This window comes from Streptomyces sp. NPDC107562 (assembly GCF_055657325.1).
Genome location: NZ_JBVKBE010000007.1, coordinates 350,297 through 364,471 on the forward strand (window position 1 = coordinate 350,297; position 14,175 = coordinate 364,471).

Sequence of the window (14,175 nt, forward strand, 5' to 3'; positions counted from 1 at the left end):
GCGGGTGCGGGTCACGGCCGGGGCGGCAGCTTCGGGCGGGATCTGTCCGGCACGTGACGGTAGTCGGGCGGTGTCGCCGCGGGCTCCGTCGTCAGCAGGTGCACGGCGAGTTGCACCGCGTCGTCGAGCTGGGCGTAGCGGCCCTCCGCCCAGTCGAGGGGGGTGCGCAGGGCCTCCACGTCGGGGCTGACGCCGTGGTTCTCGACGGACCAGCCGTAGGCGTCGAACCAGGCGGCGTTCATCGGCACGGTGATGATCGTGCCGTCGCCCAGCCGGTGCCGGCCGGTCATGCCGACGACACCGCCCCAGGTGCGTTGCCCCACCACGGGGCCCAGCTTGAGGAGTTTGAAGGCGGCCGTGATCATGTCGCCGTCGGAGGACGTCGCCTCGTCCGCCAGCGCCACCACCGGTCCGCGCGGCGCGTTCGAGGTGTACGACACCGGCTGGGCGTCGCGCGTGAGGTCCCAGCCCAGGATCGTGCGGGTCAGCTTCTCGATGACCAACTCGCTGATGTGGCCGCCGGCGTTGCCCCGCACGTCCACGATCAACGCGGGACGGGACACCTCCATGCGCAGATCGCGGTTGAACTGGGCCCAGCCCGAGCCGCCCATGTCGGGGATGTGCAGATAGCCGCAGTGCCCGCCGCTCAACTCCCGCACCACCTCACGGCGTTTGGCCACCCAGTCCTGGTAGCGCAGCGGACGCTCGTCGAGGAGCGGGACGACGGCGACCCGGCGGGAGCGCCCCTCGCCCTCGGCCGGGGTGAAGGTCAGCTCGACCGTCGTGCCGCCCGCGCCCGCGAGGAGCGGGTACGGGCCGGACAGCGGGTCGACCGGGCGGCCGTCCACATGGGTCAGGATCGCGCCCTCGCGGATGCCGGAACCGGCCAGCGGGGAGCGGGCCTTGGAGTCGGAGGAGTCGCCGGGCAGGATGCGGGCGACGGTCCAGCCGCCCTCGCGCTGGACGAAGTTGGCGCCGAGCAGGCCCTGGCGGCGCTGGTAGTGGGGCGGGCCCTCGTTGCGGCGGGCGGCGGTGACGTAGGCGTGGGAGGTGCCCAGTTCGCCGAGGAGTTCGCGCAGCAGGTCGGCGAACTCGTCCGGGGAGGCCACCCGCTCCACCAGCGGCCGGTACTGGTCCAGCACCGCGTCCCAGTCGATCCCGCACATCCCCGGCTCCCAGAAGTAGGCCCGGATCAGCCGGCCCGCCTCCTCGTACGACTGGCGCCACTCGGCGGCCGGGTCGACCTCGTGCAGGATGCGGCGCAGGTCGATCCAGGTCGTCGTGTCGCTGTCGCCGGACTCGGTGGACGGCACCGCGCGCAGGTCGCCCTCGTCGACCACGACGAGACGGGTGCCGTCGCCGCTGACGGTGAACCAGTCGAGGTGCTCGACCAGTTCGGACTTCTTCGCCTTGACGATGTTGAAGTACTCCAGCGTGGGACGGCCGCTGGTGTCGTCCGGGTTGACGAACGTCTCGCCGAGCGCGCCCGAGATCGGCCAGCGCAGCCAGACCAGCCCGCCGCCCGCGACCGGGTACAGCCCCGAGTACTTGGAGGCGGCGACCGGGAAGGGCGTCACCCGGCTCTCCAGGCCCTCGACCTCGACCATCACCGCGCCGCCCTCCCCGCCCTCGGCGCCGGCCTCGTCCTCGACCGGGTCCATCCCCCCGGCGGCCGGGCGCCCGTCCGGGCTCAGCGCGAAGGGGGAGGGGGTGGCCGAGGTCAGCGGGACCAGGTACGGGCGGCAGCCCAGCGGGAAGGACAGGTCGCCGGTGTGGACGTCGTAGACCGGGTCGAAGCCGCGCCAGGAGAGGAAGGCGAGATAGCGGCCGTCGCGGGTGAAGACCGGGTTCTCGTCCTCGAAGCGGCCGTTGGTGAGGTCGACGACGAAACGGTCCTTGATCCGGGCCAGTTTGATCTGGCGCAGGGACCGGCCGACGCCCGGGTGCGACCAGGTGAGCCACGAGCCGTCCGGTGAGAAGGCTAGGTCGCGCACCGGGCCGTTGATCGACCGGATCAGCTCGGTCACCGCGCCTCCCCCGGACTCCTCCGTCGCGTCGAGCAGGAGCAGCCGCCCGTCGTGCGAGGCGAGGGCGAGCCGCTCGCCGTCCGGATCGGAGACCATCTCCAGCACCCGGCCCAGCTCCCCTTGCGCCAGCCGTCGCGGCGCGCGGTCGCCGGTGGCGCGCGGCAGATAGGCGATCTCGATCGCGTCCTCGCCCTCCGCGTCCGTGACGTAGGCGACCTGGCCGCCCGAGCCGAGCATCTCCGGCAGCCGCACCCGGACGCCCGGGGTGTCGGTGAGGGTGCGGGCGGGGCCGTCGCGGTGGGTGAGCCAGTACAGGCTGCCCCGGACGACGACGGCGCTCGCGCGCCCGGTCTCGTCGACCGAGATGCCGTCCACGTGGTGTGCGGCGGGCACCTGGTAGGTACGGCGGCCCGCGCGCGGACCGCTCAGGCGGACGTCGAGCCGGCGGGGCGCGGAGTCGGCGGCGAGGTCGTCGACGAGCCACAGGTCCCCGCCGCACTGGTACACGACGCGGGTGCCGTCGCCGGCGGCGTGCCGGGCGTAGAAGGCGTCGTGGTCGGTGTGCCGGCGCAGGTCGGAGCCGTCGTAGGCGCAGGAGTAGAGGTTGCCGACGCCCTCGTGGTCGGAGAGGAAGGCGATCCGGCCGCCGACGAACATCGGGGAGTGCAGATGGCCCTCCAGGTCGGCGAGCAGTCGGGTGCCGTGCAGCCACAGGCGGCCCATGGCGCCGCCGCGGTAGCGCTTCCAGGAGGCCGGTTCGTGGGGTGGCGTGCCGGTGAGCAGGAGGGTGCGGCGCTCGCCGTCGATGTCGGCGACCTGGAGGTCCGTGACCGGACCCCAGGGCAGTTTGCGGCCCGGGCAGCCGTCCGTGGAGACCTTGTAGGCCCAGGTGAAGTGCGAGAACGGCTCTCCGTGCGAGGCGACGGCGAGGATGTCGCCGTCCGGGGTCCAGCCGCACACCTGGGTGTCCGGGCTGCCCCAGTAGCTGAGCCGGCGGCCGCTGCCGCCCTGCGTCGGCACCAGGTACAGCTCGGGCACCAGACTGTGCCAGCTCGTGCAGGCGATCCGGCTGCCGTCCGGGGAGAAGCGCGGATGGCCGATCTTGGTGCGGTCGACGGTGAGCCGCCAGGCGCGACCCGGCCCGTCGAGAGGGGCGAGCCAGAGGTCGTCCTCGGCGACGAAGCACAGCAGGTCACCGCTGAGGTGGGGCAGACGCAGATAGGTCACCTCCCCATGCTTCGCCCCGAGGACGGACCGGAGCAAGTCGTATGAAAACCCCCCTCGGGACGCGTGGTGGGGGAGCGTGACGGGCGACACGTACGAAACGGTTTCGTTTCTTAGTGGGCTGCGCTACATTCGTCATGTACGAGTACGAGACGGTGTCGTACGGAGATCCGCGAGCGGGAAGGGTGAGTCACATGGCCGAGGTCGCAACGACGCGTCGCAGCCGGATCACACCCGAGCGCGAGGCCGAGCTGTACGCGGCCGTGCTCGACCTGCTCCGGGAAGTCGGCTACGACGCGCTCACCATGGACGCGGTGGCCGCCCGTACGAAGTCCAGCAAGGCGACGCTCTACCGCCAGTGGGGCGGCAAGGCCGAGCTGGTGGCCAAGGCGATCCGGTACAACAAGCCGGGTGGCATCGCCGACGTCGACACCGGCACCCTGCGGGGCGACTTCCATGCCCTGCTGGAGCACGAGGACGACTGCACCATGGAGCAGAACGCCGCGCTGATGCGGGGTCTGGCCATGGCGGCGCACACCAACCCGGATCTGCTGAAGGCGTTCAGGGAACTGCTGGTGGAGCCCGAGACGCAGGAGTTCCGCAGCATGGTCCAGCGGGCGATCGACCGGGGCGAGGTCCGGGCCGACAACCCCGCGCTGGAGTACGTCGTGCACATGATGCTCGGCGCCTTCGCCACCCGTGCGCTGATCGAGGACCTCCCGCCGACGCGGGACTTCCTCACCTCGTACATCGACGCCGTGGTGCTCCCCGCCCTCGGCGTCCCCACCCTCTGAGCACCTCCTCGCCCCCGTAGCAGCACCCGTACCCGCACCACCACCTGTACCTGACGCGCCCGCTCACGTCGTCGGGACGATCACCCCTGCCTCCCCGCCGGGTGATCACCCCTGCCCTGAAACACCCCCACGACCTGACCGGGAGTCCGCCCTCGTGGCCACGTTCCTCTACAAACTCGGCCGGCTCGCCTTCCGGCGACGGCATTTCGTCGCCCTGATCTGGGTGGCGCTGCTGACCCTCGCCGGTGTCGGCGCGGCCAGCGCGCCCACCGCCGGCACCACGTCCTTCTCGATCCCCGGCACCGAGGCCCAGAAGGCCTTCGACCTGCTGGAGGAACGCTTCCCCGGGATGAGCGCGGACGGGGCGACCGCACGGGTCGTCTTCAAGGCGCCGCCCGGCGAGAAGATGACCGCCGTCGGCCACAAGGCGACCGTCAAGGAGACCGTCCGGGAACTGTCCGACGGCTCCGAGGTCGTCGCCGTCGCCGACCCGTACGTCGCGAAGTCGGTCAGCCGGGACGGCACGATCGCCTACGCGCAGGTCACCTACAAGGTCTCCGGCATGGAGCTGGCGGAGACCTCCCGCGAGGCCCTCGAAGAGGCCGCGCAGGACGCGCGGGACGCCGGGCTGACCGTCGAGGTCGGCGGCGACGCGCTCCAGACCACGCCCGAGACCGGTTCGACGGAGATCATCGGCATCGCCGTCGCGGCGGTCGTCCTGGTCATCACCTTCGGGTCGCTGCTCGCGGCCGGGCTTCCGCTGCTGACGGCGATCATCGGCGTCGGCATCGGCGTCGCGACGATCACCGCGCTGGCGAGCACGCTGGACCTCGGCTCGACGACGTCGACGCTGGCCACCATGATCGGCCTCGCGGTCGGCATCGACTACGCGCTGTTCATCGTCTCCCGCTACCGGGCGGAACTGGCCGAGGGCCGCGAACGTGAGGAGGCGGCCGGACGGGCGGTCGGCACGGCCGGTTCCGCGGTCGTCTTCGCGGGCCTGACGGTCGTGATCGCGCTGGTGGGTCTGGCCGTCGTCAACATCCCGATGCTGACGAAGATGGGTGTCGCGGCGGCGGGCACCGTGGCCGTCGCCGTGCTGATCGCGCTGACGATGATTCCGGCGCTGCTCGGCTTCGCGGGCCGCAAGGTGCGTCCGACGGGGGAGAAGAGCAAGCTGCTGGGCGGCGGCCGCGCCTCGGCCGCGGGCAAGCAGAACCGCCCCAACATGGGCACTCGCTGGGCGAGTTTCGTCGTACGCCGTCCCGTCGCCGTGCTGCTGCTGGGGGTGCTCGGCCTCGGTGCCGCCGCCGTCCCGGCGACCTCGCTCGAACTCGGCCTGCCCGACGACGGCTCGCAGCCGACCTCGACCACGCAGCGCCGGGCGTACGACCTGCTCTCGGACGGCTTCGGTCCCGGCTTCAACGGCCCGCTGATGGTCGTGGTCGACGGCAAGTCGAGCGACGACGCCGAGGGTGCGTTCGACGAGGTCGCCGACGAGATCAAGGGCCTGCGGAACGTCGTCACGGTGACTCCGCCGGCGCCCAACAAGGCCGGTGACACGGCGACGATCACCGTGATCCCCGACTCCAAGCCGTCGTCGGTGACGACCGAGGAACTGGTGCACTCCCTGCGCGACGCGGGCACCGCGATCAAGGCGGACACCGGGGCGGAGGTGCTCGTCACCGGCGCGACGGCGATGAACATCGACGTCTCCCAGAAACTGAACGACGCGCTGGTCCCGTATCTGATCCTGGTGGTCGGCCTGGCGTTCCTCCTGCTGATCGTGGTCTTCCGCTCGATCCTGGTCCCGCTGAAGGCGGCGCTCGGCTTCCTCCTGAGCGTGATGGCGGCGCTCGGCGCCGTCGTGGCGGTCTTCCAGTGGGGCTGGTTCGCCGGACTGATGGGCGTCGAGGAGACCGGACCGGTCATGTCGATGATGCCGATCTTCATGGTCGGCGTGGTCTTCGGACTGGCGATGGACTACGAGGTGTTCCTCGTGACCCGGATGCGGGAGGCGTACGTCCACGGGGAGAAGCCCGGCCAGGCGGTCGTGACCGGGTTCCGGCACGGCGCGCGGGTAGTCACGGCGGCGGCCGTCATCATGATGGCGGTCTTCGCGGGCTTCATCGGCTCCAGCGAGGCCATGGTCAAGATGATCGGCTTCGGCCTGGCGATCGCGGTCTTCTTCGACGCCTTCGTCGTCCGCATGGCGATCGTCCCGGCGGTCCTGGCGCTGCTCGGCAAGAAGGCCTGGTGGCTGCCCAGGTGGCTGGACCGCGCGCTGCCCAACGTCGACGTCGAGGGCGAGGGCCTGCGCACGAGGACGGACCGCGACGACGAGGACCGCCAACTGATCCACGCCTGACGCCCCTTGAACCCAGGCCGGTGAGTCCCCACGCCCACGGGGCTCACCGGCCTCTCACGTCGGTCGGTGGCGCAGGTCCGGTGGGGGGAACCCGGTCGCGTGTGGTCATGTCCGGCCGCTAGCGTGCCGGGCATGACCACTTCGGAATCAGGAGTTCACCCCCGGTTCGGTGCCGCGCTCGACGCGCTGGGGCTCGGGGAGGTGCGGGGGCGGGTCCGGCGTTTTCCGGAGGCGACGCGGACCGCCGCCGAGGCCGCCGCCGCCCTCGGGTGCGAGCTGAGCGAGATCTGCAAGTCGCTCGTCTTCGGTGCCGACGGGGTGCCGGTGCTGGTGCTGATGGACGGGGCCTCCCGCGTCGACGTGCAGTTGGTGCGCCGGGAGCTCGGCGTCGGCGAGGTCACGCGGGTCGGCGCCGACGTCGTACGGGAGACCACGGGGTACGCCATCGGCGGGGTGCCGCCGTTCGGGCATCTGACCAGGACGAGGGTCCTCGCCGACCGGTCGCTGCTCGACCACGACGTCGTGTGGGCGGCGGCCGGGACGCCGTACACCGTCTTCCCGATGGAGCCCAAGGCCCTGATCGCCCACGCCGGCGGCACCCTGGTGGACGTCCGCGAGCGCGCTGCGTGACGCCGCTGGTCACCACGGCCGTACTGCTCGCCGCCGTCGCGCACGCCAGCTGGAACGCCATCGCCCACCGCATCACCGACAAACTCGTCGGGTTCACGCTGATCTCGGGCGGCGGACTGCTCATCGGACTCGCGCTGCTGCCCTTCGTCGCGGTGCCGGCGGCGCGGGCCTGGCCGTATCTGCTGCTGTCGTCCGCGGTGCACATCGCGTACTACGCACTGCTGATGAAGTCCTTCCGGCTCGGTGACTTCGGGCAGGCCTATCCGATCGCGCGCGGCAGCGCGCCACTCGTCGTCACCGTGCTGGCCGCGGTCTTCGCGCACGAGATTCCCGACGGCTGGGTGGTGGCCGGGATCGCGCTGAGCTGTGCGGGACTGACCGGCGCCGCGCTGTGGGGATTGCGCGGACGGCGGACCGACCGGCCCGCGATCGGGGCGGCGCTGGCGACCGGGCTGACCATCGCCGTGTACACGGTGGTGGACGGTCTCGGCGTACGGGCCGCGGGCTCGGCGTTCGGGTACGTGGCCTGGCTGATGGTGGTGCAGGGCGCCGTGATCCCGGCGTACGCGCTGTGCGTCTGGCGTGCCGGGACCGTGGCGCGCCTGCGGCCCTTCCTCGGACTGGGGCTGCTGGGCGCCGCCCTGTCCGTGGGCGCCTACGGCCTGATCCTGTGGGCGCAGACCCGCGCCCCCCTCGCGCCCGTCGCCGCCCTGCGCGAGTCGTCGGTCATCGTGGGCGCGGCCATCGGTGCCGTGGTCTTCAAGGAGCGGTTCGGGGCGGCCCGGATCGCGGCCGCGGGGCTGCTGGTCGTGGGGATGGGACTCATGCTGGCGTGAGCACGCCGGCATCCCCGGCGCGCCGCGGGCTCGGCACGGGGACGACCGGCCTAGGCCGCCGTGAGGCGGTCCGGTACGGGGTCCCTCGGTGTCGGGCGGGTGATGCCGGACAGGTCGTGGGCCGCGACGCTGTTGCGGTCCGTCACCGCGTGGCCGAACGCGTGGTGCGGCCACAGACCGCCCGCGACCCGGCGACCGCGCGCCACCCAGGCGCGTGCCGCGGCGTCCCGGGGCGTGTAGTGGTTCAGGGCGTATCCGGCCGCGTGCAGGCGCAGCAGGCTGAAGCCGCCCGGATAGTCCTTGACCGCGCTGACCTCCTGGAACGTGACGTGCGGCGCCTCGTCCAGGACCGTGCGCTTGTTGCGGTGGGTATGGCCGGCGTGATGCAGGAAGACACCCCGCGCGGCGGCGTAGGCCGCCAGGACCGCGCGGGCCTGGGCGCGGGCCAGCCGCTGTCCCGCGCTCACCGGGAACAGGGAGTGCCGCACGGTCAGCGGATGGTGGCCGAAGACGAGCGTCGGCTGTTCCCGCGTCTCGCGCAGCAGGGCCCGCAGCCACGCCAACTGCTCCGCCCCCATCCCGCCCGCGTCGCCGCCGGTGCCCGTCTTCTCGTAGGTGTCGAGCCCGATGATCCGCAGGCCGCCCACCTCCCGGGCGAAGAAGGTGGCCTCGCCGGTCGTGGAGCCGAAGGCCCGGTGGAAGGCGTCGCCGCCGGGGCCCGCCCGGTCGTGGTTGCCCCGTACGACGAAGTAGTCCCGCCCGTGGGTGCCGAAGCCGTCCAGGATGCGCCGCGCCGTCGCCAGGTCGCGCGGCGCGCCGCCCGCCGAGATGTCCCCGGCGGCCAGCAACAGGTCCGCCCCGCGTCGCAGGGCCTCCGCGACCACGGCGCGGCTCATGACCTCCGGGTACGGGTCGTGCCCCGGCGTCTGGGAGACACCGCGCAGGAGCGGGAGCCCGGCCACCAGGCCCGCCGTCGTCTCGCCCAGGTGCAGGTCGTTGCAGAGCGCGATCGAGAGCAGGTGGCGGCCCGGCGGCGGCTGGGGCGTGGTGAAGGAGTACGGGCCCGCGGGCGTGCCCAGGCCGTGCGGCGAGGTGCCCACCGCGTTCCCGCCGGCCAGGTGCAGCGGGGTCGCGGAGGCGGGGACGCCCCGGGAACGGGCCTGGTAGTAGTACGTCCGGCCCGGCTCCAGGTCCGTCAGCTCGACCTGGTGGTGAGCGGTCGGCCGGTCCTCGCCGGCGACCCGGTCCAGGCGCGCCGGATGGGTGCCGTACACCACCTCGCCCTCGGTGGGCGCGGGGAGCATCTGCCCGAGCCCGTCGTCGGTGCCGGGCATTCCCGTGAACCAGGTGAGCACGGCGTGGTCCTCGGCCAGCGTGACCAGTTCCAGTTGCACCGCGGCGAGGGGGCCGCGGTGCCGGGTGCGCAGACCGTGCAGGACGACGGGGGCCAGCACGGCGGCGGAGCGCAGGACGTGGTGGGGGGCGGGGAGCGCGGAGAGGGACCCGAGGGCCGAGCGGACGGCTGGGGGAGCGGTCGGACAACAGCGCATACGGCCTTGGTGCCCGGCGGCAGTGAACGGCGGCCGTGGTCGCGGCGGCGTGACCGGGTCCGGAACACGACAGGAGCGACGGGAACGCGACAAGCCGGGCACTGCGGGAGCACCCTGGAAACAACCGGCAACGGCTGATCCTGGAGACAGGTGGTCCGGAGGTGATCGTCATGATGCACACCACGGTGGGATGGCATGTCGAGCTGGAGTTCCAGGAGGACGACACCCACACGAGGGCGGCGGCGCTGGTGCGGCTGCCCGACGGGACCGAGGTACGGGCCCACGGACACGCTGCCCGGCACCACACCGACTCCCATCAGCCGCGGGTGGGCGAGGAGATCGCCGGGGCGCGGGCGCTGAACGAACTGGCCATGCGGCTGCTCACCAAGGCGCACGACGAGATCGACTCGGCGTCGGGGCGCACGTCGCACCCGATCCACGTCTGATCCGCTTCCGATCCGCGTCCCGCGCGGCCCGACCGTCAGGCGCGTGGCGGCATCCGGAGCGGGTTGACTTCCGCGAAGGAGGGCTGTCACGCTCTTGGCGGCGGCTGATGTGTGCGCCCGAGCGCCCCCCTTGAGGGCCGGGACCTTCCGTCGGCCGACCCTTCTCTTTTTCCCTGTCTTTCCGACACCGCGCGGCAGGCCACCCGGCCTGCCGCGCGGTGTTTTCTCATGCCGCGCGAAGGAGAGGTCCGTGACCATCCCCACCCATCGGCCCCAGGAGAGCGTGCCCGCCCGAACCGGGCGGGCACGCCCGCTCGACGGGCTGCCGTCACTGACGGGACTGCGGTTCTACGCGGCGATGGCCGTGTTCCTGTACCACGTCACCAGCCCCCAGCTCAGCCCGTTCGCCGGGCGGACCGGGCACGACGCGGCCCGGCTGTTCGGGATCGCGGGCGGGCTCGGGGTGTCGTTCTTCTTCCTCCTCAGTGGGTTCATCCTGACCTGGTCGGCCCGCCCCACGGACACCTCCGGCCGGTTCCTGCGGCGCCGCCTGGTCAAGCTGTACCCCAACCACCTCGTCACCTTCGTGGTCTCGCTGCTGGTCTTCGCCGGCGCGACCACCACCGCCTGGCAGCACTGGCTGCCCAACCTGCTGCTGTTGCAGACCTGGTCCTGGGACCCCGCGGTGTCCTTCAGCGTCAACGCCCCCAGCTGGTCGCTGGGTTGTGAACTTCTCTTCTACCTGTGCTTCCCGCTGCTGCACCGGGCCGTGAAGGCGATCCGCCCGGCCCGGCTGTGGGGGTGGACGGCCGGCCTCGTGGCCGCCGTGATCGCCGTACCGGCCTTCGCCTACGCCGCGCTGCCGGGCGAGGTCCGCATCCCGGGCTGGCAGGTGAGCGAGGTGCAGAACTGGTTCGTGTACCAGCTGCCGCCGGTGCGGATGCTGGAGTTCGTGGTCGGCATGCTGCTGGCCCGGCTCGTGCTGACCGACCGCTGGGTGGGCGTGCGACTGTGGCAGGCGGTGCTGCTGTGCGTCGCCGCGTACGCCGTGGCGCTCGAGGTGCCCTATCTGTACGCCCTCTCCGCGGTCTGGGTGATCCCGCTCGGCCTGCTCATCCCGGCCGCGGCGGTCGCCGACGTGCGCGGGCGGCGCTCGCCCTTCCGGGGCCGGGTGATGACCTGGCTCGGCGAGGTGTCGTTCGCGTTCTACCTGCTCCAGGCGGCCGTCCTGATCGGCGGCACCAAGTACCTGGCCGGGCACGCCCCTTACAGCCTCGCCGAGGCGGTCGGGCTGTGCCTGCTGGCCTGGGCCGTCACCACCGTCCTCGCCTATCTGCTCCACGCGCTGGTGGAGCGCCCCGCGATGAGGCACCTCAGCCGGCCTCGCCCGAAGCAGGCGGCGACGGCCCCGGCGGAGCGGACTCCCAGCCTCCGTTGACATCGGACGCGTGCACATGTCACGCTTCTTCGCGGAGCCCTTTTGCCCTGAAACAGCATGACAAAGGCGACATCCACCGGTGGTCACCGGTCTCGGATGTCGCCTTTTCCGTGTGTTCCTCGCCGGGCCGGTCGGCCCCGCCGGGCTCCCCCCTCGCATGAGACCCAACCCCTCACCAAGGATGTGTGGACATGCCCGAGAACATGACCCCCGACCAGATCCCGCACGCCGCGCGCATCATGGACTACTTCCTCGCAGGCTCCGAGAACCTCCCCGTGGACCGTGCCGCGGCGGACGGCATCGTGAAGCTGCTGCCCGGCGGCCCGTTGGGGGCGCGCGCCAACCGGCGCTTCCTCAACCGGGCGGTGCGCACCGCCACCCGGCGTGGCATCGGCCAGTTCCTGGACATCGGCAGCGGCATCCCCGCCGCGGCCGCCACGCACGAGGTAGCACCCGAGGCCAAGGTCGTCTACGTCGACAACGACCCGGTCGTCGGTGACATCTCGCGCCGGCTGCTGGGGGAGACGTCGGACGGCAGGACCGCCTACGTCGACGCGGACTTCCGCGACCCGCAGTCGGTGCTGTCCGCCCCCGCGACCAAGGAACTGCTCGACTTCTCCCGGCCGGTGGCCGTGCTGCTGGGCGCGCTGCTGCACTTCGTCGTCGACTCCGAAGACCCCTACGGCACCGTCGAGCGCTACAAGGAGGCGCTGGCCCCCGGCAGCCTCCTCATCCTCACCCACTCCAGCCCCGACTACGTCTCCGCGCCGGTGCGGGCCGCGGTCGACGAGTTGTACACGAACCTGCGGGTGGACCTCGCCTCACGCTCCCGTGCGGAGATCACCCGGTTCGTTGCCACGGAGGGCTGGACCGTGCTGGAGCCGGGTGTGGTGTCCGTCAACGAGTGGGAGACGGACGAGGAGCGGGCCGACGACGCGGACTACCAGACCAACCGCGAGGACACCGCCGGCTTCGCCGCCGTCGCCGTGAAGGACTGACGCACCCCGACGCACCCGGACGCGGCCGGCCCGGCCTCCCGTGGGCCGGCCCCGTCGTGCGAGCCGGGTCGGAAAGTGTGAGGGTTTGGAATCTTTTTGTTTATCTGACACTGGGCTTGCGTTCCGCTGCACTGCCGAGGCGTATCAAGGACCCATGCAGGAGGTGTAACGGGTTGCTTCGAGAAGCGGCGGTCGGATGGCAGGCAAACAAAAACGCTCCGAGAGGACCGTCGAGCGACTGGTGGTCGCGGCGGCCGAGCAGTTCGCTCAGCACGGCTACGTACGGGCCACGCTCGCCGACATCAGCCAGCACGCCGGAGTGACCAAGGGAGCGCTGTTCTTCCACTTCTCCACCAAGGACGAGGTGGCCATGGCCGTGCAGGAGCGCGGCCGGGAGGTCATGGAGCGGGCGGTGCTCCAGTTGGAGGCGACCGGCGGCACGTATCTCCAGCTCGTCGTCGATCTGACCTACGAGCTGGGCCGGTTGCTGCGCGAGAACGTCTTCGTGCGGGCGTCGGTGCGGATCGCCCGGGAACGGGAACCGGGGGAGGCCAGCGGCATCGTTGTCGGCCGTGCGCTGCCCGCCGACGACGGCACCGCGGACTTCTACGGGCAGTGGCTGGGGCGGCTGGGCGGCCTGCTCGACCAGGCCCGCCGGGCCGGAGAACTCGGGCACACCGTGGCGGAGTCGTCCGCGCGCACGCCGGTGGCGGCGGCGGTCTCCGGTCTGGAGACGCTGACCTGGCTGGGGGTGCCGGCGGACGAGTGCGAGACGTGGCTCGCCGATCTGTGGGAACTGACCCTGCCCGCGCTCGCGTCGGAGAACGGGCTGCGGGCGGTGCGGACCACGGCCCCGTCCGTGCTGTGAGGCCCGGGACCCATTCGTCGAGGACCGCCTCGTCACAGACCTGAGTCGACGCCATGTCGCCGCTGCGGTCCCCCCTATTGGCACGTGTACACGCCTGGCATGCACCTACCGGTCAGTCGGTCGGCTGCGCGACCCGCTCCCGCTCCAGCCCGCGCCCCTGCAACAGCCCGTGTCCCTGCTCCGCCGGGTGCCCGTCGACCGGCGGCGCGAGCCCCAGTTCCGCACGGCACTTGGGGGATCCGGCGGGCAGGAAGCCGTCGAGCCGCTCGGCCGGGACGATGCCCGGGAGCAGGTAGCGGAACATGTCGGTGACCCGCTCGTGCAGGTCCTCGCGGCCGGTACGGACGTACGAGGTCAGCTGGAGGCCGGTGAACGAGCCGCACACGAACGTCGCCAGGTCGGTCACGTTGATCTGCGGGAAGAGGTCGCCGCGGCCCTGGGCGGGCGCCAGGCAGTCCCGCACGATGCTGATCCACGAGTTGTAGGGCGTGGGGTCGGGGTCGACGAACGAACCGAACTCCACCACCAGCCGTATCCCCGCGCGCAGCCGGACGTCGGTGCGCAGTCCGTGCGCCAGCCGGTGCCCCATGTCGATCACCGTCTGCACGCCCGGCATCAACTCGCCGGCGATCAGATCGGTCGACTGGAACTGCTCGTCGACCAACGCGCGGGCGAGGGCCTCCTTGGAGGCGAAGTGAAAGTAGAGGGCGCCCTTCGTGACGCCCGCCTGTTGCGCGACGTCGCTCAGGCTCGTACCGCCGAACCCGGTCGCGTCGAATGCCGTCGCGGCTCCGTCGAGGATCGCCTGCCGGGTGATCTCGGCCCGTTCCTGCCTGGCTCTGGCCAACTTGCCCACCTCCTGTCCGTCGGCATCCGGTGGCGGTCGCCCACCCCCGCCGGTGCCGCCGTGAGTCCCTTGGTAAAAGACTGCCATGTCCGACAGAAAAAAAACCAGTCAGCTAGTACGCTTACGGCAGCGGCGTTGCCATGCACGAC

At 72.0% G+C, this 14,175-nt stretch carries 11 protein-coding genes; 8 read left to right on the forward strand and 3 right to left on the reverse strand.

The annotated features are described in order from the left end of the window. Window positions 1–11: 11 nt before the first annotated feature. Window positions 12–3,254 carry a S41 family peptidase gene (locus tag ACZ7LV_RS21915; protein ID WP_471941439.1) on the reverse strand — a complete coding sequence of 1,081 codons (3,243 nt, stop codon included), beginning with the start codon at window positions 3,252–3,254 and terminating at the stop codon, window positions 12–14. Window positions 3,255–3,445: 191 nt separating this feature from the next. On the opposite strand from ACZ7LV_RS21915, the gene ACZ7LV_RS21920 reads away from it, so the two are divergent. From ACZ7LV_RS21920 to ACZ7LV_RS21935, 4 genes are all read left to right on the forward strand, one after another. Continuing rightward, window positions 3,446–4,045: a TetR/AcrR family transcriptional regulator gene (locus ACZ7LV_RS21920; RefSeq protein ID WP_471941441.1), complete on the forward strand. Its 600-nt coding sequence runs from the start codon at window positions 3,446–3,448 to the stop codon at window positions 4,043–4,045. A 154-nt stretch (window positions 4,046–4,199) separates the two neighbouring features. Continuing rightward, window positions 4,200–6,413, forward strand: coding sequence for an MMPL family transporter (locus ACZ7LV_RS21925; RefSeq protein WP_471941442.1), 2,214 nt, complete (start codon window positions 4,200–4,202; stop codon window positions 6,411–6,413). Window positions 6,414–6,545: 132 nt separating this feature from the next. Next, entirely contained in the window at window positions 6,546–7,043 is a 498-nt protein-coding gene (locus ACZ7LV_RS21930) for a YbaK/EbsC family protein (protein ID WP_471941444.1), read from the forward strand. Beyond that, window positions 7,040–7,879, forward strand: coding sequence for an EamA family transporter (locus tag ACZ7LV_RS21935; RefSeq protein WP_471941446.1), 840 nt, complete (start codon window positions 7,040–7,042; stop codon window positions 7,877–7,879). The genes ACZ7LV_RS21930 and ACZ7LV_RS21935 overlap by 4 nt, the downstream gene beginning before the upstream one ends. A gap of 50 nt (window positions 7,880–7,929) precedes the next feature. Here ACZ7LV_RS21935 and ACZ7LV_RS21940 read toward each other — a convergent pair whose 3' ends face one another. Then, window positions 7,930–9,429 (reverse strand): purple acid phosphatase family protein, encoded by a 1,500-nt coding sequence (locus tag ACZ7LV_RS21940; RefSeq protein ID WP_471941448.1) that lies wholly within the window; start codon window positions 9,427–9,429, stop codon window positions 7,930–7,932. Window positions 9,430–9,599: 170 nt separating this feature from the next. On the opposite strand from ACZ7LV_RS21940, the gene ACZ7LV_RS21945 reads away from it, so the two are divergent. The 4 genes from ACZ7LV_RS21945 to ACZ7LV_RS21960 all read left to right on the forward strand — a co-directional run bounded on the left by ACZ7LV_RS21945 (window position 9,600) and on the right by ACZ7LV_RS21960 (window position 13,179). Then, entirely contained in the window at window positions 9,600–9,875 is a 276-nt protein-coding gene (locus ACZ7LV_RS21945; protein WP_471941449.1) for a DUF1876 domain-containing protein, read from the forward strand. 250 nt (window positions 9,876–10,125) lie between these two features. After that, window positions 10,126–11,313, forward strand: coding sequence for an acyltransferase family protein (locus ACZ7LV_RS21950; protein ID WP_471941450.1), 1,188 nt, complete (start codon window positions 10,126–10,128; stop codon window positions 11,311–11,313). 191 nt (window positions 11,314–11,504) lie between these two features. After that, window positions 11,505–12,311: an SAM-dependent methyltransferase gene (locus ACZ7LV_RS21955; protein ID WP_471941451.1), complete on the forward strand. Its 807-nt coding sequence runs from the start codon at window positions 11,505–11,507 to the stop codon at window positions 12,309–12,311. 196 nt (window positions 12,312–12,507) lie between these two features. Continuing rightward, window positions 12,508–13,179, forward strand: coding sequence for a ScbR family autoregulator-binding transcription factor (locus ACZ7LV_RS21960; RefSeq protein ID WP_471941453.1), 672 nt, complete (start codon window positions 12,508–12,510; stop codon window positions 13,177–13,179). A gap of 112 nt (window positions 13,180–13,291) precedes the next feature. On the opposite strand, the gene ACZ7LV_RS21965 is transcribed toward ACZ7LV_RS21960, so the two are convergent. Beyond that, entirely contained in the window at window positions 13,292–14,026 is a 735-nt protein-coding gene (locus ACZ7LV_RS21965) for a ScbR family autoregulator-binding transcription factor (RefSeq protein WP_471941454.1), read from the reverse strand. Window positions 14,027–14,175: the final 149 nt, after the last annotated feature.

Bases quoted from the DNA above. Each gene is read 5' to 3' on its own strand.
- ACZ7LV_RS21920 (WP_471941441.1), top strand. From the start codon at position 3,446: ATGGCCGAGGTCGCAACGACGCGTCGCAGCCGGATCACACCCGAGCGC.
- ACZ7LV_RS21930 (WP_471941444.1), top strand. From the start codon at position 6,546: ATGACCACTTCGGAATCAGGAGTTCACCCCCGGTTCGGTGCCGCGCTC.
- ACZ7LV_RS21940 (WP_471941448.1), bottom strand. From the start codon at position 9,429: ATGCGCTGTTGTCCGACCGCTCCCCCAGCCGTCCGCTCGGCCCTCGGG.
- ACZ7LV_RS21945 (WP_471941449.1), top strand. From the start codon at position 9,600: ATGATGCACACCACGGTGGGATGGCATGTCGAGCTGGAGTTCCAGGAG.
- ACZ7LV_RS21955 (WP_471941451.1), top strand. From the start codon at position 11,505: ATGCCCGAGAACATGACCCCCGACCAGATCCCGCACGCCGCGCGCATC.
- ACZ7LV_RS21960 (WP_471941453.1), top strand. From the start codon at position 12,508: ATGGCAGGCAAACAAAAACGCTCCGAGAGGACCGTCGAGCGACTGGTG.